Source organism: Serratia sp. JSRIV001, assembly GCF_019968745.1.
Taxonomy (GTDB): Bacteria; Pseudomonadota; Gammaproteobacteria; order Enterobacterales; family Enterobacteriaceae; genus Chania; species Chania fonticola_B.
Genome location: NZ_CP074147.1, coordinates 1,360,778 through 1,384,927, shown reverse-complemented (window position 1 = coordinate 1,384,927; position 24,150 = coordinate 1,360,778). Strand labels below are relative to the sequence as shown.

At 53.3% G+C, this 24,150-nt stretch carries 21 protein-coding genes; 11 read left to right on the top strand and 10 right to left on the bottom strand.

All coding sequences use genetic code 11. The annotated features are described in order from the left end of the window. Nucleotides 1-81: 81 nt before the first annotated feature. From ppiD to bolA, 7 genes are all read right to left on the bottom strand, one after another. On the bottom strand, nucleotides 82-1,962 hold the full coding sequence (gene ppiD, locus KGP17_RS06220; RefSeq protein WP_223499041.1) for a peptidylprolyl isomerase: 1,881 nt from the start codon (nucleotides 1,960-1,962) through the stop codon (nucleotides 82-84). 170 nt (nucleotides 1,963-2,132) lie between these two features. Then, entirely contained in the window at nucleotides 2,133-2,405 is a 273-nt protein-coding gene (hupB, locus tag KGP17_RS06215) for a nucleoid-associated protein HU-beta (RefSeq protein WP_004954599.1), read from the bottom strand. A 217-nt stretch (nucleotides 2,406-2,622) separates the two neighbouring features. Further along, nucleotides 2,623-4,977: an endopeptidase La gene (gene lon / locus KGP17_RS06210; protein ID WP_021805482.1), complete on the bottom strand. Its 2,355-nt coding sequence runs from the start codon at nucleotides 4,975-4,977 to the stop codon at nucleotides 2,623-2,625. A gap of 193 nt (nucleotides 4,978-5,170) precedes the next feature. Further along, nucleotides 5,171-6,442 (bottom strand): ATP-dependent protease ATP-binding subunit ClpX, encoded by a 1,272-nt coding sequence (gene clpX, locus KGP17_RS06205; RefSeq protein WP_021180166.1) that lies wholly within the window; start codon nucleotides 6,440-6,442, stop codon nucleotides 5,171-5,173. A gap of 207 nt (nucleotides 6,443-6,649) precedes the next feature. Next, a complete protein-coding gene (gene clpP, locus KGP17_RS06200) occupies nucleotides 6,650-7,273 on the bottom strand; it encodes an ATP-dependent Clp endopeptidase proteolytic subunit ClpP (RefSeq protein ID WP_021180167.1) in 624 nt (207 codons plus the stop codon). A 421-nt stretch (nucleotides 7,274-7,694) separates the two neighbouring features. Next, the gene (tig, locus tag KGP17_RS06195) at nucleotides 7,695-8,999 is read right to left on the bottom strand and encodes a trigger factor (protein ID WP_021805483.1); all 1,305 of its coding nucleotides are present in this window, start codon (nucleotides 8,997-8,999) and stop codon (nucleotides 7,695-7,697) included. A gap of 364 nt (nucleotides 9,000-9,363) precedes the next feature. Further along, a complete protein-coding gene (gene bolA / locus KGP17_RS06190) occupies nucleotides 9,364-9,678 on the bottom strand; it encodes a transcriptional regulator BolA (protein ID WP_021805484.1) in 315 nt (104 codons plus the stop codon). 353 nt (nucleotides 9,679-10,031) lie between these two features. On the opposite strand from bolA, the gene KGP17_RS06185 reads away from it, so the two are divergent. The 8 genes from KGP17_RS06185 to KGP17_RS06150 all read left to right on the top strand — a co-directional run bounded on the left by KGP17_RS06185 (nucleotide 10,032) and on the right by KGP17_RS06150 (nucleotide 18,980). Next, nucleotides 10,032-10,610 (top strand): lipoprotein, encoded by a 579-nt coding sequence (locus KGP17_RS06185; RefSeq protein ID WP_021180171.1) that lies wholly within the window; start codon nucleotides 10,032-10,034, stop codon nucleotides 10,608-10,610. A 48-nt stretch (nucleotides 10,611-10,658) separates the two neighbouring features. Next, a complete protein-coding gene (ampG, locus tag KGP17_RS06180; RefSeq protein ID WP_115158615.1) occupies nucleotides 10,659-12,137 on the top strand; it encodes a muropeptide MFS transporter AmpG in 1,479 nt (492 codons plus the stop codon). 445 nt (nucleotides 12,138-12,582) lie between these two features. Continuing rightward, nucleotides 12,583-13,536, top strand: a complete 954-nt coding sequence (gene cyoA, locus KGP17_RS06175; protein ID WP_037375261.1) for a cytochrome o ubiquinol oxidase subunit II — start codon at nucleotides 12,583-12,585, stop codon at nucleotides 13,534-13,536. A gap of 4 nt (nucleotides 13,537-13,540) precedes the next feature. Beyond that, complete coding sequence (gene cyoB, locus KGP17_RS06170; protein WP_021180174.1) at nucleotides 13,541-15,532, top strand: cytochrome o ubiquinol oxidase subunit I; 1,992 nt, start codon at nucleotides 13,541-13,543, stop codon at nucleotides 15,530-15,532. Then, nucleotides 15,522-16,136 carry a cytochrome o ubiquinol oxidase subunit III gene (locus tag KGP17_RS06165; RefSeq protein WP_071683015.1) on the top strand — a complete coding sequence of 205 codons (615 nt, stop codon included), beginning with the start codon at nucleotides 15,522-15,524 and terminating at the stop codon, nucleotides 16,134-16,136. Before cyoB ends, KGP17_RS06165 begins: the two co-directional genes overlap by 11 nt. Then, on the top strand, nucleotides 16,137-16,475 hold the full coding sequence (locus tag KGP17_RS06160) for a cytochrome o ubiquinol oxidase subunit IV (protein WP_021180176.1): 339 nt from the start codon (nucleotides 16,137-16,139) through the stop codon (nucleotides 16,473-16,475). Between the two features lie 17 nt (nucleotides 16,476-16,492). Beyond that, a complete protein-coding gene (cyoE, locus tag KGP17_RS06155) occupies nucleotides 16,493-17,383 on the top strand; it encodes a heme o synthase (protein ID WP_021180177.1) in 891 nt (296 codons plus the stop codon). A 232-nt stretch (nucleotides 17,384-17,615) separates the two neighbouring features. After that, the gene (locus KGP17_RS06150; RefSeq protein ID WP_024483938.1) at nucleotides 17,616-18,980 is read left to right on the top strand and encodes an MFS transporter; all 1,365 of its coding nucleotides are present in this window, start codon (nucleotides 17,616-17,618) and stop codon (nucleotides 18,978-18,980) included. 33 nt (nucleotides 18,981-19,013) lie between these two features. On the opposite strand, the gene KGP17_RS06145 is transcribed toward KGP17_RS06150, so the two are convergent. Next, complete coding sequence (locus KGP17_RS06145) at nucleotides 19,014-19,505, bottom strand: YajQ family cyclic di-GMP-binding protein (RefSeq protein ID WP_021180179.1); 492 nt, start codon at nucleotides 19,503-19,505, stop codon at nucleotides 19,014-19,016. A gap of 169 nt (nucleotides 19,506-19,674) precedes the next feature. Between KGP17_RS06145 and panE the strand changes: the two genes are divergently transcribed. Next, nucleotides 19,675-20,586 (top strand): 2-dehydropantoate 2-reductase, encoded by a 912-nt coding sequence (gene panE / locus KGP17_RS06140; RefSeq protein ID WP_021805488.1) that lies wholly within the window; start codon nucleotides 19,675-19,677, stop codon nucleotides 20,584-20,586. Continuing rightward, on the top strand, nucleotides 20,549-21,139 hold the full coding sequence (yajL, locus tag KGP17_RS06135; RefSeq protein ID WP_021180181.1) for a protein deglycase YajL: 591 nt from the start codon (nucleotides 20,549-20,551) through the stop codon (nucleotides 21,137-21,139). The genes panE and yajL overlap by 38 nt, the downstream gene beginning before the upstream one ends. Nucleotides 21,140-21,179: 40 nt before the next feature. On the opposite strand, the gene KGP17_RS06130 is transcribed toward yajL, so the two are convergent. Then, nucleotides 21,180-21,971, bottom strand: coding sequence for a DUF4198 domain-containing protein (locus KGP17_RS06130; protein ID WP_094981201.1), 792 nt, complete (start codon nucleotides 21,969-21,971; stop codon nucleotides 21,180-21,182). A gap of 178 nt (nucleotides 21,972-22,149) precedes the next feature. Then, nucleotides 22,150-23,598: a tRNA uracil 4-sulfurtransferase ThiI gene (gene thiI, locus KGP17_RS06125; RefSeq protein WP_223499040.1), complete on the bottom strand. Its 1,449-nt coding sequence runs from the start codon at nucleotides 23,596-23,598 to the stop codon at nucleotides 22,150-22,152. A 284-nt stretch (nucleotides 23,599-23,882) separates the two neighbouring features. Between thiI and xseB the strand changes: the two genes are divergently transcribed. Further along, complete coding sequence (gene xseB, locus KGP17_RS06120) at nucleotides 23,883-24,146, top strand: exodeoxyribonuclease VII small subunit (protein WP_024483932.1); 264 nt, start codon at nucleotides 23,883-23,885, stop codon at nucleotides 24,144-24,146. Nucleotides 24,147-24,150 lie beyond the last annotated feature (4 nt).

Below are 24,150 nucleotides of genomic sequence, written 5' to 3'. Positions count from 1 at the left end.
ATGCGGTGCTTATTCCCGTCCACTGCAGGGAGGAATACGGGCGCAGCATGCTGCGCCCCCTACAAAACCAGAGAGCGGAGATTACGGCTGTTGCTGCTCAGCGGCACCCATTTTGATCTTGGCTTCTTTGCGCAGGTTAGTCAGCAGGGCATCGAAGGTCACGCTAGCGCTTCCTTTCTCCATGTTGCTGACGAAGGTTTTCATTTCGTCTGCTGGCAGAGTGCCTGGCTTAACGCTATCCAGAGCGATCAACACCACGTTCCCTTGAGCATCCTGTGACATGCCGTAAACCACTTTACCGGCTTCCGGGTGCGGCAGTGCGAAAACGGCTTCCACAAGTTGGCTGTCTTCCGGGGCGCGTGCCATTTTCTGTACGCTGCCGAAGCTCAGACCAGCGGCTTTCATCACCTCATCGCCTTTGCCCTGCTTCAGCTCAACCAGCAGTTTTTCACCCTGCAGCTTGGCTTCTTGCAGTGCCTTGTTGTGTTTGACCATCGCGGTTACGCGATCTTTCACCTTGTCGAAAGGTTCAATCCCTTCCGGCTGATGGGCCACAACGCGAACCACGAATGCACGGTCACCGTCAACGGTGATGACGTCAGAGTTGCTGCCTGGTGCGCCGTTCTCGCCAATCAGCGAACCATCGAAGATGGCCTGCACAACCGGCTTGAAGTTCAACGCAGCAGGTACCGAGTCACGGGTAAACCATTCGGTGTTAGCCGCCTTGATACCCGCAGCTTCTTCCGCTGAGGCCAGGGACTCGTTATCGCTGGTCGCCGCCTCGCTGACTTTCTGCTGCAGCGCATAGTAGGCATCTACCGCTTTTTCCTGCTTGAGCTGCTTGGCGATAGCATCATGCACTTCGCTCAATGGCTTCACCAGCGCTGGCTTGATATCGTCCAGGCGCACGATCAGGTAACCCACTGAAGACTTCACTACGCCAGACAGTTGGCCTTTCTCGGTCAGGTTTGCCTGTTTCAGTTCGTCTGCCGTGGTATCTGGTTCCATCCAGTCCATTTCGCCACCGGTACGGCGCGAGATGATGTCGGTAGATTTCTCTTTCGCCAACGCAGCGAAATCGCCACCGTTTTTCAGCTCTTCCAATACCGCTTTGGCATCCGCTTCGGTTTTAAGCTGGATCACGCTGAATTTTTTGCGTTCCGGCTGGCCAAAGCTGCTCTGGTGCCCATCGTAATAGGCGCTGATATCCGCTTCGGTAACGGTCACAGTATCCTGCAATGCCGCGGCATCCAGCGGGATAAAGCTCACTTTCACCTTCTCTGGCGCGATGAAGCTGTTTTTATTCTGCTCGAAGAAGGCCTTCAGCTCTTCGTCGGTGACGGTTTGCTTGGCCATCATGGCATTGAGATCGATCGTCGCCAGACGCACATCGCGCTCTTGCAGAACCAGGGCAACCATAGACTGTGCTTCGCTTGGTGGGACGATATCGGAACCGCCAAAGCCCTGGATCATCTGCTGGTTGATTAACCGCTGGCGTGTATATTGCGCATATTGATCGGCGCTAAAGCCCGAACGGGTAATCAGGTCGAGATATTTGGCGTTGTCGAACTTGCCGTCCGTCTGGAAATAGCTTTCTTGACGGATGGCCTCTTTCACCTGATCGTCACTGGCGCTCAGGCCCAGCGTCTTCGCGTACTGGTCCAGCAGCGACTTGTCGATCAGTTGAGACAGCACCTGCTGGCGCATCTGCTGCATGTAGCCTTCGTTGCCAGCCATAGCAGAGAAACGGTCACCCAGTTCCTGCTGCATACGGCTACGTTCACTCTGGAAAGCCTGTTCCAGCTGGGCGCGTTCGATCACCTGGCCATTTACTTTCGCAGCGTAATCGCCGGCACTTCCCTGATAGCTGACTACTCCAGTCAAAAGAAATGACAAGATAATCAGCCCCAGGATGATTTTTAGCACGACGTGGTTAGCAGCCGCGCGTAAATTGTCCATCATAGTGTGACAACACTCCGCTGTGATGTGGATTAACAACCCTTGTGCAGGCGCGTTCCCTGCGACAAAAATAAAAAAAGCGCATCAACCTGATGCGCCTTATATCTTACCTTACCAATACCGCTGCGTCAGGTGATTGTTTACCGGCGACGCGATGCGATTAAACGCCGTAATCAGTTTACTGCGTCTTTCAGGGCTTTCCCTGCACGGAAAGCCGGAACTTTGGCTGCCGCGATTTTGATCTCTTTACCCGTTTGCGGGTTACGGCCGGTACGAGCTGAACGCTCACGCACGGTGAAAGAACCGAAACCAACCAGAGCCACGTCATCCCCTTCTTTCAAGGAATCGGTAACGGAAGCAATAATGGCGTCCAAAGCACGCCCTGCTGCCGCTTTAGAAATATCAGCACCCGCGGCAATTTTGTCGATCAGTTGTGACTTATTCACTCTATCATCCCCTCTAGAATTCAAAACGTCGCACCGAAAAAATCCCTACGGTTACGACAGCGCTGCTGTTATATCAATCCCGTCGTGCCTTGGCAAGCCACCAAACGGCAGCGAAACGCGAGCCGACAGGGATCTAACTTAGCGGCACAAAAAAATACTGGCAAGTCCGAATTGGCTTGCCAGCATGAGTTTTATCAATGGTTTTTGCTATACGTCACTATTTTACCGCTACCGGCTGTGCGCCGAAGGCCGGATTGACCAGTGCGATGTTCAAAACTTCATCGATCCGCTGTACCGGATGGATCTCCAGATCGGCAATGACGTTGTCCGGGATCTCTTCCAAATCGCGCTTGTTCTCGTAAGGGATCAGCACGGTTTTGATACCGCCACGGTGTGCCGCCAGCAGCTTCTCTTTCAGGCCGCCAATCGGCAACACATGACCACGCAAGGTGATCTCGCCGGTCATCGCCACATCGGCGCGCACCGGGTTGCCTGTCAGGCAGGAAACCAGCGCGGTACACATGGCAATACCGGCGCTTGGGCCGTCTTTCGGCGTCGCCCCTTCCGGCACGTGGACGTGGATATCACGTTTTTCATAGAAATCGGCGTTGATGCCCAACTTCTCTGCACGTGCACGTACCACGGTCAACGCGGCCTGGATCGACTCCTGCATCACTTCCCCCAAAGAACCGGTGTAGGTCAGCTTGCCTTTGCCCGGTACGCAGGCAGTTTCGATGGTCAGCAGATCGCCGCCCACTTCCGTCCACGCCAGCCCGGTTACCTGGCCTACGCGGTTTTCGGTGTCTGCACGGCCGTAATCAACACGCTGAACGCCCAGATAGTCCTTGAGGTTCTCGCCGTTGATCTCGATGTGTTTGAGCTTCTTGTCCATCAGCAGCGACTTGACCGCTTTACGGCACAGCTTGGAAATTTCACGCTCCAGGCTACGCACCCCGGCTTCACGGGTGTAATAGCGGATGATGCCGATAATGGCACTGTCATCTACCGTCAATTCGCCTTTCTTCAACGCGTTGCGTTCAAGCTGCTTCGGCAACAGGTGCTGTTTGGCGATGTTCAGCTTTTCGTCTTCGGTGTAGCCAGAAAGACGGATCACTTCCATACGGTCCAGCAGCGGTGCCGGGATGTTCATCGAGTTCGAGGTCGCCACGAACATCACGTCGGACAGATCGTAATCCACTTCCAGATAGTGATCGTTAAACGCCACGTTCTGTTCCGGATCCAGCACTTCCAGCAGGGCTGAAGCCGGATCGCCACGCATGTCGGATGACATCTTGTCGATCTCATCGAGCAGGAACAGCGGGTTTTTCACCCCAACCTTGGCCATTTTCTGGATCAGTTTACCCGGCATGGAGCCGATGTAAGTCCGGCGGTGACCGCGAATCTCTGCTTCGTCACGTACGCCGCCCAGCGCCATACGGACATATTGGCGGCCGGTCGCGCGAGCGATCGACTGCCCCAGCGAGGTTTTACCCACGCCAGGAGGCCCTACCAGACACAGGATCGGACCCTTGATTTTGCTGACGCGGCTCTGCACTGCAAGATACTCAAGGATGCGGTCTTTGACGCGTTCCAGGCCGTAGTGATCGGTATCGAGCACTTCCTGCGCCTTGAGCAGGTCTTTTTTCACCTTGCTGCGCGCATTCCACGGCACCTGGATCATCCAGTCGATATAGCCACGCACGACGGTCGCTTCCGCAGACATCGGCGACATCATTTTCAGCTTTTGCAGTTCCGCTTCGGTTTTCTCACGCGCTTCTTTCGGCATTTTGGCCGCTTCGATCTTGCGCTTCAACGCCTCGTGTTCATCCGGCGTGTCGTCCATCTCGCCCAGTTCTTTCTGAATCGCCTTCATCTGCTCATTCAGATAGTACTCGCGCTGGCTCTTTTCCATCTGTTTCTTGACGCGGTTACGGATGCGCTTCTCAACCTGTAGCAGGTCAATTTCCGACTCCATCATCGCCATCAGGTACTCAAGACGCTCGGTGATATCGAACATTTCCAGCACCGACTGCTTGTCGCTGAGCTTCAGCGGCATATGCGCAGCGATGGTATCCGCCAGGCGTGCAGCGTCGTCGATGCTGTTCAATGACGTCAGCACCTCCGGTGGAATTTTTTTGTTCAGCTTGATGTAGCCTTCAAACTGATTGATCGCCGTGCGCACCAGGACTTCCTGCTCACGCTCGTCGATAGCCGGTGATTCAAGATATTCAGCCTGGGCAGCGAAGTGTTCGCCGCTGTCGGAAAGCGTGGTAATACGCGCACGCTGTAAACCTTCGACCAGCACCTTGACCGTGCCGTCCGGCAGTTTCAGCATCTGTAAAATCGATGCAACGGTACCGACCGAGAACAGATCGTTAATGCCAGGTTCATCCGTCGAGGCCTCTTTCTGCGCCACCAGCATGATCTTTTTATCGTGATCCATTGCGGCTTCGAGGCACCGAATCGATTTTTCCCGGCCAACAAACAACGGGATCACCATGTGCGGATAAACCACCACGTCGCGCAATGGCAACACGGGGATTTCAATGCGTTCGGAACGCTCAGGGTTCATAGAGCTCTCTCTTAGTTTAATTTCCGCCAGGATTAGGGGGATCTCATGAGACGCCAGCATCAAACGTTTCACAAAATCTGGATTATGAGTATATGGGGATGAATCTCTGACATTCAACGGTAACAATGTAGAGAAAAAGAAAAGGGGGATAAAATCCCCCTTTTACGATTAACTTTCTGGTTTGACTGGCTAATTATTCGCCAGAAGCCTGCGCTTCCGGTTTGCCGTAAATCAATAACGGCTTGGATTGGCCAGCGATCACCGATTCGTCGATCACCACTTTATCTACGCTTTCAAGCGACGGCAGATCGTACATGGTGTCCAGCAGCGCGCCTTCGACAATCGAACGCAGACCACGGGCACCCGTTTTACGCGTCATGGCCTTCTTGGCGATGGCGTTCAGCGCTTCCTCACGGAATTCCAGATCGACCCCTTCCAGATTGAACAACGCCTGATATTGCTTGGTCAAGGCGTTTTTCGGCTCTTTCAGGATCTGGATCAGTGCCTCTTCGCTCAGTTCGCTGAGGGTGGCAACCACCGGCAGACGACCGATGAATTCCGGGATCAGGCCAAATTTGATCAAGTCTTCCGGCTCTGCCTGCAACAGCAGTTCGCCTTCGGTGGCTTTTTCAGATTCACCCTTCACCGTGGCACCAAAACCGATACCGGAACCGGTGTTAACACGCTGGCCAATCACCTTATCCAGGCCGGCAAACGCACCGCCACAGATAAACAGGATCTTGGAGGTGTCCACCTGCAGGAATTCCTGCTGCGGATGTTTACGCCCACCCTGTGGTGGAACCGCCGCAATCGTGCCTTCGATCAGCTTCAGCAGCGCCTGCTGCACGCCTTCGCCCGAAACGTCACGGGTGATGGACGGGTTGTCTGACTTACGTGAAATCTTGTCAATTTCATCGATATAGACGATGCCGCGTTGGGCTTTCTGCACGTCATAGTCGCATTTCTGCAACAGTTTCTGGATGATGTTTTCCACGTCCTCACCCACGTAACCGGCTTCGGTCAACGTCGTGGCATCGGCCATGGTGAAAGGCACATCCAGGAAACGTGCCAGCGTTTCTGCCAGCAAGGTTTTGCCGCTACCGGTTGGGCCGATCAACAAAATATTGCTTTTACCCAGTTCGATGCCATTGCTGGTATCGCCGTTACGCAGGCGTTTGTAGTGGTTATAGACCGCCACCGCCAGCACTTTTTTCGCCTGTTCCTGGCCGATAACATAATCGTCCAGGTGGTGACGAATTTCGTGCGGTGTCGGCAATGAATTACGCTCGCGATGCGGCGCAACTTCTTTAATCTCTTCGCGAATAATGTCGTTACACAGATCAACACATTCATCGCAGATATACACTGACGGACCGGCAATCAGCTTACGCACTTCATGCTGGCTTTTGCCGCAGAAAGAGCAGTACAGCAACTTTCCTGAACCGTCTTTGCGCTTATCTGTCATGAGTCAAACCTCTTCTTTTGTCTTTGTCCCGCACCATTACGCGGCGACAATGCGCCCAAACTTTATACCGGGAACGCCGATAACGCTGTTTAAAGCGAGCCAGGCTCGCTCTGAATACTATAGCCTATCGGCCCGCAAGCCGCGCGCTACCCATAACCCTTCAGGCGGCAGGTACGCTCTACAGCTTGCGGCCCTTTGGGTATAGTTTTAGCTGCGGTGCGTCAGAATGCTGTCGACCAGACCGTATTCTACCGATTCTTCCGCCGTCATGAAGCGGTCACGTTCGGTATCACGTTCGATCTGCTCCAGCGATTGGCCGGTATGTTGTGCCATCAGCTCATTCATCCGAGCCTTCACCTTCAGGATCTCACGCGCATGGATTTCAATATCCGTTGCCTGGCCCTGGTAGCCGCCCAGCGGCTGGTGGATCATCACTCTGGAGTTTGGCAGGCAGAAACGCTTGCCCTTGGTGCCTGCCGTCAGCAAGAACGACCCCATGGAACACGCCTGCCCCATACAGATGGTGCTGACGTCCGGTTTGATAAACTGCATGGTGTCATAGATTGACATACCCGCCGTGATCACGCCGCCCGGTGAGTTGATATACAGGAAAATATCTTTTTCTGGGCTTTCTGCCTCGAGGAACAACATCTGCGCCACGATCAGATTAGCCATATGATCTTCAACCTGGCCGGTCAGGAAGATAATGCGCTCTTTCAGCAGGCGGGAATAAATATCGTAAGAACGCTCCCCGCGCGAAGTCTGCTCTACCACCATCGGCACCAGTGCCATGTTAGGTGCAAATTGGTCTCGTTCGCCACTGTATGACATTACCGTCTCCTAATAGAAATTGCCTTGGCGCCATTGTCTGTCGATTCTACTTGAGAACGGCCATCATGACTACGTTCAAGCCATCGACAGGCTCCACACTGATTTGACGGCGCTATCATTCCGCCAGGCGGATAAAGCGGCCCATACTGTTGTAGGAATTGGGGGGTCACAGAGCGAATTTCAAGCCCGGTGAACAATTTCACCAACATCCCTGTGTGGCAGGCAAGGTCACAACCACTGGCCTTCCGCTACCGCCACTCATCCTCGTCCCAATAAATATAGTGCATATTGCCACAGTTAAGCCGAGATTAATCAGTCACGTGGCAAAAGAAAAGCCCGTAACCAAAGTTACGGGCCTTGTAAGGAACTCCCTGCTACGGCAATGGACCTGCCATCAGGCCGTTCCTGGCATCAACCAGCATTAAGCTTGTTGAGTCTGGTTCATCAGCTCGCTGAAGGTAGTGGCTTTTTCGGTCACTTTCGCTTTAGCCAGCAGGGCTTCTACCGCTTGTTCTTCCAGAGCAACGTTACGCATGTTGTTCATCAGTTCTTTATTTTTGCTATAGAACTCAACAACTTCGCTCGGATCTTCGTAGGCGGAAGCCATTTCTTCGATCAGGGTCTTAACGCGCTCTTCATCGGCTTTCAGATCGTTGGTGCTGATCACTTCGCCCAACAGCAGGCCGACCACAACGCGACGTTTGGCTTGCTCTTCGAACAGTTCGCGTGGCAGTTCCAACGCTTGCTTCTCGTTGCCACCAAAACGCTGTGCAGCCTGACGACGCAGAACGTCGACTTCGCCGTCGATCAGTGCCGCTGGCACGTCGATTTCGTTAGCGTTGACCAGACCGTCGATAGCCTGAGTCTTGATGCGGTTACGCACGGCGCCTTTCAGTTCGCGCTCCATGTTTTTACGCACTTCGGTACGCAGACCGGCGAGAGAACCATCAGCCACGCCGAAACGCTTGATGAACTCTTCAGTCAGTTCTGGCAGCTCGCGCTGTTCAACTTTCTTCAGCACGATAGCGAACTTGGCCGCTTTCCCTTTCAGGTTTTCTGCGTGGTAATCTTCTGGGAAGTTGACGTCGATGGTGAACTCTTCACCGGCTTTATGACCCACCAGACCTTCTTCGAAGCCTGGGATCATGCGGCCCTGGCCCATAGCCAGAACGAAATCGGCGGCTTTACCGCCTTCAAACTCTTCACCGTCGATAGAGCCGGTGAAGTCAACGGTCACGCGGTCTTCAGCAGTGGCTGCGCCGTCGGTGTCTTTCCAGGTCGCCTGCTGCTTACGCAGAGTTTCCAGCATGGTATCAACATCGGCGTCGTTAACTTCAACTACAGGTTTTTCAACCTCGATGCTTTCCAGGCCTTTCAGCTCAACTTCTGGATAAACTTCGAATTCCACGGTGAAAGCGAAATCTTCGCCTTCTTTATACTCGCCCGGTACGTAGTTTGGTGCACCGGCCGGGTTGATTTTCTCTTTGATGATCGCGTCAACAAAGTTGCGCTGCATCAGATCGCCCAGCACGTCCTGACGGACGGAGGCGCCATAACGCTGTTCGACGATGTTCATTGGCACTTTGCCTTTACGGAAACCGTCGATACGTACGCTTTTAGCTGCGTTGATCAGCTCTTTCTTTACTGCCTGATTGATAACATCAGCGGGTACAGTAATAGAGAGACGGCGCCCAAGGCCTTGAGTGGTTTCTACTGAAACTTGCATCTTGTTACCTCAAAAAAATCACAGTGCTCGGTCAACTCCGTTCCAAGAACCAGGACGGCTACATTAAAAACCGAGTTCCCTGATGTCGAGAGCGTTCCGAAACCATTCCGGAAAAAATAGACGCGACATTATAGCGGCGCAAGCGTAGCTAGTCGAGGATGGCAAGGCAGCACTGGCGCGTTAAAAATCACACTTTTGCCGATTTTTCGCCCAAACACCTTGATGCCATGGCCATCAGAGCTGCAAACGCCTTCGGCTTTGTCGTCGTCAAAAACAGCAACGGCCCGCAGGCCGTTGCAAAATTCGTCAGTAGTAATACCTTAAATACGGGTAAAAGTTCCACTGATACCGTAAATTTTAGGTATTAAGCCAGTGTGCCCGCCCCACGACAAGGTGGTGAAGCCGGAACGGTATCCTGCAGCCCTTCCCACTCTTTCAAGGTATAGGTATGCAATGCCAGCGCGTGTACGCCGTTTTCCAGTTCCTCCGCCAACACGCCATAAATGGAGCGATGGCGGGTCAGGAACCGTTCGCCGACAAAGCGGTCGCTCACCAACACCACTTTGAAATGACTTTCGGATCCAGCGGGAACATTATGCCGATAGCTCTCATCAGTCACTTCCAGATACGCGGGTTCAAACGCCGCCCTTAACTTTGCTTCTATTTGCTCGCGGATCATAGGATCTCCTTACAACACCGGCAGGCTACCAGGTTCTACTTTAATATTAGTCGGTTTTGCCCCCTGCAGAACATGGCTATCGTAAATCCCACCGCTCTTTGCTGTAAAAAGCATCAACAAAAGCGGCTCAGTTGAGGTTTATCCGATTGAGCCTCGCAAAAAAGCCTGTTTTTATTCTGGTTGAGGAAAAATTTACGTCACGGCCACCTTCAACACTTCCCCCCGTTGTTGGCAATGCTATGATGGCGGCAATTTATCGTTGACTCTAGCGCTTTGATTATCAAGCACCCACAACCCTGCCCGCGGGCTTGAACAGCACCGGGTATAAAACCACGATTGATGAGACAGTCATAATGTTAAAAAAACTTTGTCTTCCGCTGCTGGCTGCACTGCTGTTGGCTGGCTGTGCTACCAGCACCAATACCCTGAACGTAACCCCGAAGATCGTGTTGCCACAGCAGGACCCAACCCTGCAAGGGATCACCATCAGCATTAACGGTGCCGATCAACGCCCAGACCAGGCGCTGGCCAAAGTGAACCGTGACGGCCAACTGATCACCCTGACCCCATCGCGCGATCTGCGCTTCCTGCTACAAGAAGTGCTGGAAAAGCAAATGGGCGCGCGTGGCTATATGATTGGGCCATCAGGTGCGGTTGATTTGCAGATCGTGGTGAATACGCTGTTTGCCGACGTTTCCCAAGGCAACCTGCGCTACAACATCACCACCAAAGCGGATATTTCAATCATCGCGCAGGCCAAAAACGGCAACAAGCAGGTGAAGAACTACCGTTCTACCTATAACGTGCAGGGTGCCTTCACCGCCAGCAATGAAAAAATCACCGATGCGGTCAACACCGTGCTGGGTGACGTCATCGCCGATATGGCTCAAGACACCAGCGTCAACGACTTTATCAAGCAAAACGCACGTTAATCAGGCAATGCGTTGCCTGTACTTCCGGGCAACGCAGACCAGGATCTCATGTCGAAACAGTATCTGAATATTTTTACCCAGCGTAACTCCGTCATCCTGTTGGTGTTGGGCTTTGCCTCGGGGCTGCCGCTGGCATTGACCTCCGGCACGCTGCAAGCCTGGATGACCGTCGAAGGCCTAGATCTGAAAACCATTGGTATCTTCTCACTGGTAGGTCAGGCCTACGTGTTCAAGTTCCTCTGGTCTCCGTTTATGGATCGCTACACTCCCCCGTTCCTTGGGCGGCGGCGTGGCTGGCTGTTGATCAGCCAGTTGCTGCTGGTAGTGGCCATCGTGGCGATGGGGTTTATGAATCCGTCACAGCACCTGTGGTGGCTGGCCACGCTGGCGGTGGTGGTGGCATTCTGTTCTGCCTCACAGGATATTGTTTTTGACGCCTACAAAACCGATCTGCTGGCGGCCGAAGAACGCGGTGCCGGGGCCGCAGTCTCGGTACTGGGTTATCGCCTGGCGATGCTGGTTTCCGGCGGGCTGGCCCTGTGGCTGGCCGATCGCTATTTCGGCTGGCAGGCGACTTACTGGTTAATGGCCGGGCTGATGCTAATTGGCGTAGCCGCTACGCTGATGGCACCAGAACCGGACGACAGCATTCCTGCACCGCGCACCCTCGAGATGGCAGTAGTCGCTCCGCTGCGTGACTTCTTCGCCCGTAACAATGCCTGGCTGATCCTGTTGCTGATCGTGATGTATAAGATGGGTGACGCCTTTGCCGGGAGTTTGAGTACCACCTTTCTGATCCGCGGCGTCGGCTTCGATGCTGGCGAGGTCGGCCTGGTGAACAAAACGCTCGGTCTGTTTGCCACCATCATCGGGGCCCTGTTCGGCGGCGTCTTGATGCAGCGTCTCAGCCTGTTCCGGGCGCTGATGCTGTTCGGCATTTTGCAGGCAGTGTCCAACATCGGTTACTGGCTGTTGGCGATCACCGCTAAAAACATCCTGACGATGGGCAGCGCCATTTTCCTGGAAAACCTGTGTGGCGGTATGGGCACGGCAGCCTTTGTCGCCCTGCTGATGACCCTGTGCAACAAATCCTTTTCCGCCACCCAGTTTGCCCTGCTCTCGGCGCTCTCCGCCGTTGGCCGTGTTTACGTCGGGCCGATTGCCGGTTGGTTCGTGACCGCCCATGGCTGGCCACTGTTTTATCTGTTCTCCATCGCGGCTGCGGTTCCAGGCCTGTTGCTGCTGTTAATCTGCCGCCAGACATTGGAGTACACGCAACGTACCGACAACTTCATGCCACGCACTGAGTTTCGTGCCGCCTACCGCTGGGCATTGCGTCTGTTGGGCATCGGCTGCTCGCTGCTAGGCGTATGGCTGCTGTTGCTGATCGCCAACGCGCTGAATTGGACCAACTGGCCCGACCTCGCCGTGCAGCTCCTGCAAACCGGTGCCATGCTGAGCCTGGTGGGGATTATCATGGGCAGCCTGTTGGACTACCTGGCGTTGCGCCGAACGCAATTAGCGTGATTTTTTTGTTGGCCGATAAAATTCGGCCAACAAAAAAGCATCAGAAAAACGAATTTATTTCGTTAAAAATTTAATATTTTCGCCAAAGCTATTTTTTTACCCGAGTAAAACGCTCGGAAATAGATTTTAATTCACCTCAACAAAACAAAAATTTTACATTAAATAAACCTTTTTGCGCCTATTCAAACATCGCCACCGCTGACGCCATATCCTGACATACCCTTGGTTTTCCATGACATAGCATCCCCCCGGAACGATTCAGCTCGCCAACACGTTGTTGCCATTAGTAAATTGTCACCTTACGTTACATGTGTGACCCCCTTAACAGAAAGTGTCAACAAGCCGCTGACACTCTCTTAAGTATGTTTACAGTACTGCAACCTTCCCGTAAAATGCCCGCACACATGAAACGACAATATAGAGCCTTGGTAATTGGGGTCGTTAGATGAGACTTAAGAAATACAATAAAAGTATTGGGATGTTATCCTTAATTGTCGCCACCGTTCTGCTAAGCGGTTGCGATATGGTGTTGATGGATCCCAAAGGAGCAATAGGTGTTGAGCAACGAAGACTGATCCTCACGGCAATCGGCTTGATGCTGATCGTTGTGGTGCCAGTGATCTTCATGGCATTTGCCTTTGCTTGGAAGTATCGTGCTTCCAACAAGAGCGCCAAGTACAGTCCGAATTGGTCACACTCCAACAAGATTGAAGCGGTCGTCTGGACCATTCCAATCATTATCATCGCCATCCTTGGCACCATAACCTGGAAAACAACCCACGCGCTGGATCCATTCAGGCCGATTGTCGCCGACAAAAAGCCAATGACCATCGAAGTGGTATCGTTAGACTGGAAATGGCTGTTCATCTACCCAGAGCAGGGGATCGCGACCGTTAATGAGCTGGCTTTCCCGAAAGATGTTCCCGTCGAATTCAAAGTCACCTCTAACTCGGTAATGAACTCGTTCTTTATTCCTCAGTTAGGTGGGCAGATTTATGCGATGGCCGGGATGCAGACCAAACTGCACCTGATCGGCAACGAAGCAGGCAAATACGATGGTATTTCCAGCAGCTTCAGTGGCCGTGGGTTCTCCGGCATGAAATTCACCGCCATTGTCACCCCGACCGAAGGCGACTTCGATCAGTGGGTAGCCAAGGTGAAAGAATCGTCTAATACCCTTAACGCCACCAGCGATTTTAACAAACTGGCAGAGCCGAGTGAAAACAACCCGGTTGAGTACTTCTCCAGTGTCAAACCGAATTTGTTCAAAGAGACAATTGGCAAATTCATGGGTGATATGCACATGCACAAAGGCGCAGAAGCTTCCGCGCATCAGGGCATGGACATGAGCCAGGGTATGGACATGAGTGAACATGCTCACGCCGGAGCCGAGGAATAATCTGATGTTGGGAAAATTAACACTTGATGCGGTTCCGTTGCATGAACCGATCATCATGGTCACCGTTGCTGCAATCATCGTTGGCGGGCTGGCCCTGCTGGCGCTGATCACGTATTTCGGCAAATGGAAGTGGCTGTGGAGCGAATGGCTGACTTCGGTCGACCATAAAAAAATCGGTATCATGTACATCATCGTGGCTATGGTTATGCTGCTGCGTGGTTTTGCTGATGCCATCATGATGCGTAGCCAGCAGGCGCTCGCGTCTGCCGGTGAGGCCGGATTCCTGCCGCCGCACCACTACGACCAGATCTTTACCGCGCACGGCGTCATCATGATCTTCTTCATGGCGATGCCTTTTGTGGTAGGTCTGATGAACGTGGTAGTGCCGTTGCAAATCGGTGCGCGCGACGTTGCCTTCCCGTTCCTGAACTCCCTGAGCTTCTGGTTCTTCGTGGTCGGCGTAGTCTTAATCAACATCTCGCTGGGTGTCGGTGAATTCGCGCAGACCGGCTGGTTGGCCTATCCACCGTTGTCGGGTAAGGAATACAGCCCTGGCGTCGGGGTCGATTACTGGATCTGGAGTCTGCAGATTTCCGGTCTGGGTACCCTGTTGACCGGTGTGAACTTCTTCGCCACCATCCTGAAGATGCGTGCCCCTGGCATGCCGATGATGAAGATGCCTGTATTCACCTGGGCAGCACTGTGTACCAACGTGCTGATCATTGTCTCCTTCCCAATTCTGACTGTCACCGTCGCGTTGCTGACCCTGGATCGCTATCTGGGCACCCATTTCTTTACCAATGATATGGGCGGCAACATGATGATGTACATCAACCTGATTTGGGCCTGGGGTCACCCAGAGGTGTATATCCTGGTTCTGCCAGTGTTCGGTGTGTTCTCTGAAGTTACCGCCACCTTCTCGAAGAAACGCCTGTTCGGCTATACCTCACTGGTATGGGCAACCATCGCGATCACCGTCCTGTCGTTTATCGTTTGGCTGCACCACTTCTTTACCATGGGGTCAGGCGCCAACGTTAACGCCTTCTTCGGGATTGCCACGATGATCATTTCCATCCCGACCGGGGTGAAAATCTTCAACTGGCTGTTCACCATGTACCAGGGCCGTATTCAGCTTAACTCCGCGATGCTGTGGACCGTGGGCTTCATCATCACCTTCTCCATCGGTGGGATGACCGGCGTGCTGCTGGCGGTACCGGGTGCCAACTTCGTGCTGCACAACAGCCTGTTCCTGATTGCCCACTTCCATAACGTCATTATCGGTGGTGTGGTGTTCGGTTGCTTCGCTGGCCTGACCTACTGGTTCCCCAAATCCTTCGGCTTCCGTCTGAATGAGACCTGGGGTATCCGCGCATTCTGGTTCTGGATCATCGGTTTCTTCGTCGCCTTTATGCCGCTGTACGCACTGGGCTTCATGGGGATGACTCGCCGTATCAGCCAGAATATCAATCCTGAGTTCCACCCTCTGCTGCTGGTTGCGGCTGGCGGTGCAGCGCTGATTGCCTGCGGTATTCTGTGCCAAGTGATCCAGGTTTACGTCAGTATCCGCGACCGCGAGCAAAACCGCGATCTGACCGGTGACCCGTGGGGTGCACGTACGCTGGAGTGGTCAACCTCTTCACCACCTCCGTTCTATAACTTCGCCGTAGTGCCAGAAATTCACGATCGTGATGCGTTCTGGGACATGAAAGAAAAAGGCGAAGCCTATAAGAAACCCGCGAAGTACGAGCCGATTCATATGCCGAAGAATACCGGCGCCGGTGTGATTATTGCTGGCTTCAGCCTGGTATTTGGTTTCGCGATGATCTGGGATATCTGGTGGATGGCGATTGCTGGCTTCGTCGGCATGATCGTGACCTGGATCGTCAAGAGCTTCGATGAAGATGTTGATTACTATGTGCCGGTTGATGAGATCGAGCGCATTGAAAACCAACACTATGAACAAATCAGCAAAGCAGGCGTGAAACATGTCAACTGATACTCTGACCAACCATAGCGCAGCCCATGCCGAGCATGGGCACCACGACGCAGGAGAAACCAAGGTCTTCGGATTCTGGGTTTACCTGATGAGCGACTGTATTTTGTTTGCGAGCTTGTTCGCAACCTATGCAGTACTGGTGAACGGGACCGCTGGCGGTCCCACTGGGAAAGATATCTTCGACCTGAATTTTGTACTGGTTGAAACTTTCCTCCTGCTGTTCAGCTCCATCACCTACGGTATGGCGATGATCGGCATGAACAAGGGCAAGGTCAGCAGCGTTAACACCTGGCTGTTCCTGACCTTCCTGTTTGGCCTCGGCTTCGTGGCGATGGAGATCTATGAATTCCATCACCTGATCGCCGAAGGTTACGGCCCAGACCGCAGTGCGTTCCTCTCCAGCTTCTTTGCGCTGGTAGGTACTCACGGTCTGCACGTAACCACCGGCCTGATCTGGATCATCATCATGATGATTCAGGTGAGCAAGCGTGGCCTGAACCCAACCAATAAAACCCGTCTGATGTGTCTGAGCCTGTTCTGGCACTTCCTGGACGTGGTCTGGATCTGCGTATTTACCGTTGTCTACCTGCTGGGGGTAATGTAAATGAGCCATTCATCCCATGATACCTCTCACGGCGGCGCAAGCCACGGTAGCGTGAAGTCATATCTGACCGGCTTTATCCTGTCGGTCATCCTGACGGTAATTCCATTTGCGATGGTGATGAGCGGCAGCGCCTCTCACTCCACCATCCTGGCGGTTGTGGTCGGCATGGCGGTTATCCAGGTGATCGTTCACCTGGTTTACTTCCTGCATATGAACACCTCATCGGAAGAGCGCTGGAACCTGGTGGCATTGCTGTTCACCGTTATGATCATCGGTATCGTTGTTGTGGGTTCACTCTGGATTATGTACAACCTCAACATCAACATGATGGTCGATTAAGAGCAGAGCTGGACGTGATGATTAAGCAATACCTGCAAGTAACTAAACCAGGAATTATTTTCGGTAATTTAATTTCTGTCGTCGGGGGATTCCTGCTCGCTTCCAAAGGGAGCATCGACTATCCCCTGTTTCTCGCCACCCTGTTAGGGGTCTCGTTGGTGGTTGCCTCGGGCTGTGTATTTAACAACTACATTGACCGCGACATCGACAAGAAAATGGAGAGAACGAAGAACCGGGTGCTGGTAAAAGGCCTGATCGCGCCGAGTGTGAGCCTGGTTTACGCTACCTTGCTGGGTATTGCTGGTTTTGCACTGCTGTATATCGCAGCCAACCCGCTGGCCATGTGGCTGGCGGTGATGGGCTTTGTGGTTTATGTCGGCGTTTACAGCCTGTACATGAAACGCCACTCGGTATATGGCACGCTGATCGGCAGCCTGTCTGGAGCTGCGCCACCGGTTATTGGCTACTGCGCGGTCACTAACGAGTTTGACGCTGGTGCGTTGATCCTGCTGGCTATCTTTAGCCTGTGGCAGATGCCGCATTCTTATGCGATTGCCATCTTCCGCTTTAAAGATTACCAGGCAGCCAATATCCCGGTGCTGCCGGTGGTGAAAGGCATCTCCGTTGCCAAAAACCATATTACGCTCTACATCCTGGCGTTTATGATCGCCACGCTGATGCTGACCCTGGGCGGTTATGCTGGCTACAAATACCTGATCGTCGCAGCGGCGGTGAGCGTGTGGTGGCTGGGCATGGCGTTACGCGGCTACAAAGCGGAAAATGACAGCGTCTGGGCGCGCAAACTGTTTGTGTTCTCAATCGTGGCCATTACTTCACTTAGCGTAATGATGTCGATCGATTTCAGTGCCAGTGCTACACCAGAAACCCTGTTAACCTACGCTTGGTAAACAGCGGATGTCTGCCCTACGCTTGGTAAACAGCGGATGTCTGCGAATGGGCCGCTCAGCGGCCCATTTTATTTGTTTCAGAGAAAAGCACGCCAACTGTAATATCTGTTAAACAACATTCGATTTACCCCCCCTGCCCTTCGCACTAGAATGACGCAACTTTGCCGAGGCTATTCCAACAGGCTAAGTCCCCCCTACTTAGCCCGTTGGAATAGGCTTTACTGAGGTCAAGATGAACGACAATATAATGACGCCCCAAGAACGCCGTGCGACCTGGGGCTTGGGAACCGTATTCTCACTGCGCATGCTTGGCATGTTTATGGTGTTACCGGTACTGACCACCTATGGGATGGCGCTGCACGGTGCCAGCGAGGCCCTGATCGGCCTGGCTATCGGTATTTATGGCCTGGCGCAGGCGGTATTCCAGATCCCCTTCGGCCTGATTTCGGACCGCGTTGGCCGTAAGCCACTGATCGTCGGCGGGCTGCTGATCTTCGCCCTTGGCAGCGTGATCGCAGCCTTAAGCGACTCTATCTGGGGCATCATTCTTGGCCGTGCATTGCAGGGTTCCGGGGCGATAGCCGCTGCGGTAATGGCGCTGCTGTCGGATTTAACCCGCGAACAGAACCGTACCAAGGCGATGGCGTTTATCGGCATCAGCTTCGGTATCACCTTTGCTATCGCCATGGTGGTGGGCCCGATAGTGACCCATGCTTTCGGTTTGCATGCGCTGTTCTGGATGATTGCCGTGCTGTCACTGGCTGGTATCGCGATTACCTTACTGGTCGTCCCTTCTGCCGACGAACACGTGCTGAACCGGGAATCGAGCATCGTGCGGGGCAGTTTTAGCAAGGTGCTGAACAATTCGCGGCTGTTGAAACTCAACTTTGGCATCCTGTGCCTGCATATCTTGCTGATGTCCAGCTTCGTTGCCTTACCGTTGGCGATGGAAAAAGCTGGGCTGGCCGCTGCGGACCACTGGAAAGTCTATCTGGTCACCATGCTGGTTTCCTTCATTGCCGTAGTGCCGTTTATCATCTATGCGGAAAAATACCGCCGTATGAAGCAGGTCTTTATGGGCTGCGTGGCGGTACTGTTTTGCGCCGAGGTGGTGCTGTGGTTTTCTGGCCAGCATCTATGGGGCATCATTGCCGGAGTGCAGCTGTTCTTTATGGCGTTTAACGTCATGGAAGCCATCCTGCCTTCGCTGATCAGCAAAGAGTCCCCGGCGGGTTATAAAGGCACGGCGATGGGGGTTTACTCTACCAGCCAGTTTATTGGCGTGGCCATCGGCGGCAGCGTGGGCGGCTGGTTATATGGTTTTCAGGGAGCAGGGTTGGTCTTTATCGCCGGTGCGGTACTAGCCGCCGTCTGGTTTGTGGTCAGCAGCACCATGAAAGAGCCGCCTTACGTCAGCAGCCTGCGTATCACGTTGTCTGAACTGGCGGTAAAAGATTCGGCGTTGCAAAGCCGTTTGCTGGCTCAGCCGGGGGTAGCGGAAGCGGTCGTAGTTCCCGAGGAACGCAGCGCTTACGTGAAGGTAGATACCAAACAGACCAATCGCGGTCAGTTGGAAGCCCTGATCGCAGCGCTTTAAAACAATAGGGCCGGTTTACCGGCCCTGCACAACTTAATCGCGGAAGTTTTTAAACTGGAACGGCTGTCCCAGATCGGCACCACGGATCAGCGCCATCACGCTTTGCAGATCGTCGCGTGCCTTACCGGTAACGCGGATTTCATCACCCTGGATCTGCGCCTGTACCTTCAGCTTGCTGTCTTTGATCAGCTTGACGATCTTCTTCGCCATTGAGCTTTCGATCCCCTGCTTGAGCTTGGCATCCACGCTGTAGGTTTTGCCACTGTGGGTCAGTTCTTCCGGGATTTCCAGCGCACCGCCTTCAATGCTGCGTTTCATCAGTTTTTCGCGCAGGATATCGAGCAATTGCTGCACCTGGAAGTCAGACTCGCTGGCGACCTTAATGCTTTGGTCTTTCTCGTTCAGCTCAAAGCTGGCCGGTACGTTACGGAAATCCCAACGGGTGCTGAGATCGCGGGTAGCGTTATCAACGGCGTTGCGAACTTCCTGCATATCAATTTCGGAAACGATGTCGAAAGATGGCATACTTCTCTTCCTCCTGAATGGGTGCTGTATGATTTCGTTGCCGTGCATGATACCCGCTTTGCGGTTTCAGGCAAAATTCAGATATACGCCTGAACAAGACGTTCAACAACAGAAAAGCCTATAATCAAAAGGATGCATCAGTGGTCTTTCCGAAAACCAGGGAGATGAAATGAAAATAACCATTCTTGGTTGCGGCGCGCTCGGACAACTGTGGCTAGCCAAACTCTATCAGCAGGGCCACGATGTACAGGGATGGTTACGGGTGCCCCAGCCATTTTGTGCGGTCAACGTCATTGAACCCGACGGCACCTCGTTTAACCGTAATTTACCCACCAACGATCCTGAACACCTGCGGCAAAGTGAGTTGCTGCTGGTCACGCTGAAAGCCTGGCAGGTTTCCAGCGCGGTGACGGCATTACTGCCCAAATTAAACCCTCGCTGTGCCATTTTGCTGCTGCATAACGGCATAGGAACTCAAGAGGAATTGCCACCGCACAGCCAGCCGGTGCTTCAGGGAATTACCACCCATGCCGCACGCCACGATGGTAACACCATTGTGCACGTCGCCAACGGCACCACCCACATCGGCCCAACGACCCAGCAAGCCACCCATCTCAGCCATCTGGCAGAGATCCTGCACCAGGCTCTGCCCGACGTTGCCTGGCATAACAATATTGCTTCTGCCAGTTGGCGCAAGCTGGCGGTCAACTGCGTCATTAACCCGCTAACCGTGCTGTATGACTGCCGTAATGGCGATCTGCAACGCTATCCTGAGCAGATAGAGCTTATCTGCCGTGAAGTGGCTAGCGTGATGGAGATGGAAGGTCACCACACCTCGTGCGAAAGCCTGGTGTTCTATGTGATGCAGGTGATCCAGTCAACGGCGGACAACATCTCCTCAATGCTCCAGGATATCCGTTCTCAAAGGCACACCGAGATCGACTACATTACCGGTTATTTGCTGCGTCGCGGACGCAGCCACGGCATTCCGCTGCCAGAAAATACCCGGCTGTTTGAAATCATTAAACGCAAGGAAAATAGCTATGAGCGCATCGGTATTGGTCTGCCTGGCACCTGGTAGTGAAGAAACCGAGGCCGTAACCACCATCGACCTGCTGGTTCGCGCCGGTGTCAAAGTAACGACCGCCAGCGTTGCCAGTGATGGTGGCCTGACCATCGTCTGCTCACGCGGCGTCAAGCTGCTGGCAGACGCCCCCTTGGTGGCAATTGTTGATGACCACTTTGACGCCATCGTCTTACCAGGTGGTATCAAGGGAGCAGAGTGTTTTCGCGATAGCCCGTTGCTGGTGGAAAAAGTTCGCCAGATGCATCTGCAAGGCAATATTGTCGCCGCCATCTGTGCGGCACCGGCCTTGGTATTGCAGCATCACCAACTGTTCCCGATCGGCAATATGACCGGCTTCCCTGGCCTGAAAGAGCAAATCCCGGAAGAGCAGTGGATGGAAAGACGCGTCGTGTTCGACCCACGCGTCAACCTGCTCACCAGTCAAGGGCCAGGCACCTCGATGGAGTTTGCCCTGAAACTGATCGATTTGCTGTTGGGTAAGGCCAAAGCGGCTGAGATAGCGGCACAGCTGGTACTGATCCCCGGCATGTACGACTTCCGCGATTGAAGCAATATTGGCAGGCCGGCTGGCCTGCCAAGCCAATGGCTTATTCGCTGATGGTAAAGGTCAGCGTTGAAAGCAACACGGATTCATCACATTTCGCCTTATCCGCATAAGGCAGTTTATGTTCGGTTTCGACTACCCAATATCCTGCCTTCAGCGGGTAAACGTTGACTTTGCCCTTGCCGTCGGTCTGATTCAAAAAGGCTTTGGCATGACTATGCGTATGCCCGTGGTGCTCGTGTTGGTCGCCAAAACCGGCAAACGTCGCCGTCACATCGGCATTCTTTAGCGGTTTCCCGTCATACAATACCTGTATTGGCAACGGCTGCCCTGGCTTGATGGTGGCCGGGTTGGCTAACGGGATAATTTCCAGCTGCAACCCCTGCGGCTGGCTGATGACTGCGGTCTCTGTCGCCCCATCGATGTTCACAATGGTTTTGCCAAACATGGAGGCCCGCTCGCAGTAAAGCGCGTCTGGCATTTCCGTCCTGCTCTGCTGTTGCCATCCCGATTTATTTTTCGACCAATAGGTGGGGTTATAGATAGCGATAGCGGCATAGCTACCCTTGGCTAACGGTTTATCCGTCACGAACTGGTAATTCTCTTTACCAGGCTTCAGCATCAGATCCCCATTCTTACCGATCAGCTGTGCCGGTGCGAAAATGTGCAGGCGATCTTCAGGGATCGCTTCTGCGGTAGGGAACTCATCTCCATAACCGAGCTCTATCGTGCTCTGCCCGCCCGCAGCGGGTAACGCATTAACCCATAACGAATGGGCCTGCGAATGGCTGACAAACCAAAAAGGCAGTATCGCCACCAACTTTTTCAACTGCATTAACCTGCTCCTTTCCCAATCCACACAAAAGATATGTTATAACGTAACAATAAATAAACCAAAGTAAGCCACTATGTCAAAGTTATTCGAGGGGAAAGAGAAAAAAAGAGGATCAAGCAGAGGAAGTGGTCAAGGATAGCAACACCAGAGAAACGGCATTGCTACCCTGCAACGCAGATTACGGGCGGTAGACTTTAACGTTAGCGTAGCCCTGCTCCAGCAGGTACAGCGCTTGCAAACGGCTCATTACGCCGCGCTCACAGTACAGCAGATAGGTTTTGCTCTGATCGAGATCGGCAAACTGCGTGCCTAACTTGTAGAACGGCAGCAGTTTGACTTCCACCTGCGCCAATTGCAGCGGCTTCTCTTCCTGCTCGTCCAACGAGCGGATATCCAGGATCACTTCGTTAGCGCTGAATTCAGCCACGGTTTCTACTTCGGCGACCTGCTGACTGGTTTCTTCTGCGATAGTGCGGATATCGACGTTACGCGCTTCGCGCACCACGCGATTGAGGATCTCGAAGTCAAAGTGCCCTTCTTCCTCTTCAATCCTGGTTTTGATTGCCTTGACCGTCGGGCTTTTTGAGATCACACCACAATATTCCGGCATGGTCTTGGCAAAGTCTTCAGTGCCGATTTCACGCGCCACGTTGATGATGTGCTCTTTATCATGCGAGATCAGCGGGCGCAGGATCAGGGTATCGGAGGCGTTATCGATCAGACGCAGGTTGGTCAGGGTCTGGCTGGAAACCTGGCCCAGCGCTTCGCCGGTCACCAAAGCCTGCACATCATAACGTTCAGCAACCTGGGAAGCGGCACGTACCATCATGCGTTTGAGCACCACGCCCATTTGACCATCGTCGACCTTTTCCAGGATCTCACCGACCACCGGTTCGAAATCGATCGCCACAAAGCGCACCTTGTGTGAGCTGCCGAAGCGGTTCCACAGATAGTAGGCAACCTGCTTGACGCCAATTTCGTGCGCCGCGCCACCCAGATTAAAGAAGCAATAATGTACACGGCAGCCACGGCGCATCAGCATATAACTGGAAACACCAGAGTCAAAACCGCCGGAAATCAGTGACAGCACATCTTCCTGAGTGCCAATCGGGTAGCCGCCAATGCCTTCGCGGCGCGCCTTGACCAACATCAGCTTGTCGTCATCGATCTCCAGATTTACCGTCACCTGAGGGCGAGAAAGTTTGACGCGCGCGCTTTCAATATGCTGGTTCAAACCGCCACCAACGTAACGCTCTACATCCTGCGAGCTGAACTCATGCTTGCCGCGGCGTTTCACCCGCACGCAGAAGGTCTTGCCTTCCAGTTGCTCGCGGTAGGTTTCCAGCGTCTGCTCAAAGATGTGGTGGACATCGGTATAGGCGCGATCTTCCACTTCCAGGATATGGTGAATGCCGGGAATACGCGTCAGGGCATCGGCAATCACCGGGCGCTGATCTTCGTTTTTGGCACGCACCTCGATAAAATCCCAGTGACGGACAACCGCCAGAGTTTCATCATACTGCTTCAGGACGTTACGGATGTTGGTAGTCAGGATCTTAATGAAGCGCAAGCGCACAGATTGACTCTTGATGGTGATTTCCGGGAACAATTTAATGATAAACTTCATGGCGGTCTTTATAGTCTGATGAAAATTAGGCAATACCTCTGCCCTATGGGTTTCAGCGGCCGTGGTTAGCTGCCACTGCAAGGCTATTAGGTATACAATGGCGATAAGATTGATAAAATCGCGGGCTGGCCGAGCTTTTATCAATCTTATCTGGGCGCGAAGTATATCACTATCTGCATGCGCGCCGTGCACAAAACCACATAGACGTGCCATGATTTGCTAATCAAGATCCGCTAGGATAGGCTCGGGCCCCACTGTTCACATGATGATGTAAAAAGAAAACTATGGCGAAAAAACCTGCACAATCAGACAGTAAAGAGCAAAGCATCAGCTTTGAGAATTCTCTGAGCGAACTCGAGAGTATCGTAACCCGGCTGGAATCTGGCGAGTTGCCTCTGGAAGATGCGCTTAATGAGTTTGAGCGTGGCGTCCAATTGGCTCGCCAGGGCCAACAGAAGCTGCAACAGGCGGAGCAGCGAGTACAGATCCTGCTCAACGACCAGAACGACGATGCCGCACTGACCCCTTTTACCCCGGACGCTGAGTAATTAC

Excerpts from the sequence above, each read along its gene's own strand:
- ppiD (WP_223499041.1), bottom strand. The coding sequence starts at position 1,962 with ATGATGGACAATTTACGCGCGGCTGCTAACCACGTCGTGCTAAAAATC.
- lon (WP_021805482.1), bottom strand. The coding sequence starts at position 4,977 with ATGAACCCTGAGCGTTCCGAACGCATTGAAATCCCCGTGTTGCCATTG.
- clpX (WP_021180166.1), bottom strand. The coding sequence starts at position 6,442 with ATGACAGATAAGCGCAAAGACGGTTCAGGAAAGTTGCTGTACTGCTCT.
- clpP (WP_021180167.1), bottom strand. The coding sequence starts at position 7,273 with ATGTCATACAGTGGCGAACGAGACCAATTTGCACCTAACATGGCACTG.
- tig (WP_021805483.1), bottom strand. The coding sequence starts at position 8,999 with ATGCAAGTTTCAGTAGAAACCACTCAAGGCCTTGGGCGCCGTCTCTCT.
- bolA (WP_021805484.1), bottom strand. The coding sequence starts at position 9,678 with ATGATCCGCGAGCAAATAGAAGCAAAGTTAAGGGCGGCGTTTGAACCC.
- KGP17_RS06185 (WP_021180171.1), top strand. The coding sequence starts at position 10,032 with ATGTTAAAAAAACTTTGTCTTCCGCTGCTGGCTGCACTGCTGTTGGCT.
- ampG (WP_115158615.1), top strand. The coding sequence starts at position 10,659 with ATGTCGAAACAGTATCTGAATATTTTTACCCAGCGTAACTCCGTCATC.
- cyoA (WP_037375261.1), top strand. The coding sequence starts at position 12,583 with ATGAGACTTAAGAAATACAATAAAAGTATTGGGATGTTATCCTTAATT.
- cyoB (WP_021180174.1), top strand. The coding sequence starts at position 13,541 with ATGTTGGGAAAATTAACACTTGATGCGGTTCCGTTGCATGAACCGATC.
- KGP17_RS06165 (WP_071683015.1), top strand. The coding sequence starts at position 15,522 with ATGTCAACTGATACTCTGACCAACCATAGCGCAGCCCATGCCGAGCAT.
- KGP17_RS06160 (WP_021180176.1), top strand. The coding sequence starts at position 16,137 with ATGAGCCATTCATCCCATGATACCTCTCACGGCGGCGCAAGCCACGGT.
- cyoE (WP_021180177.1), top strand. The coding sequence starts at position 16,493 with ATGATTAAGCAATACCTGCAAGTAACTAAACCAGGAATTATTTTCGGT.
- KGP17_RS06150 (WP_024483938.1), top strand. The coding sequence starts at position 17,616 with ATGAACGACAATATAATGACGCCCCAAGAACGCCGTGCGACCTGGGGC.
- KGP17_RS06145 (WP_021180179.1), bottom strand. The coding sequence starts at position 19,505 with ATGCCATCTTTCGACATCGTTTCCGAAATTGATATGCAGGAAGTTCGC.
- panE (WP_021805488.1), top strand. The coding sequence starts at position 19,675 with ATGAAAATAACCATTCTTGGTTGCGGCGCGCTCGGACAACTGTGGCTA.
- yajL (WP_021180181.1), top strand. The coding sequence starts at position 20,549 with ATGAGCGCATCGGTATTGGTCTGCCTGGCACCTGGTAGTGAAGAAACC.
- KGP17_RS06130 (WP_094981201.1), bottom strand. The coding sequence starts at position 21,971 with ATGCAGTTGAAAAAGTTGGTGGCGATACTGCCTTTTTGGTTTGTCAGC.
- thiI (WP_223499040.1), bottom strand. The coding sequence starts at position 23,598 with ATGAAGTTTATCATTAAATTGTTCCCGGAAATCACCATCAAGAGTCAA.
- xseB (WP_024483932.1), top strand. The coding sequence starts at position 23,883 with ATGGCGAAAAAACCTGCACAATCAGACAGTAAAGAGCAAAGCATCAGC.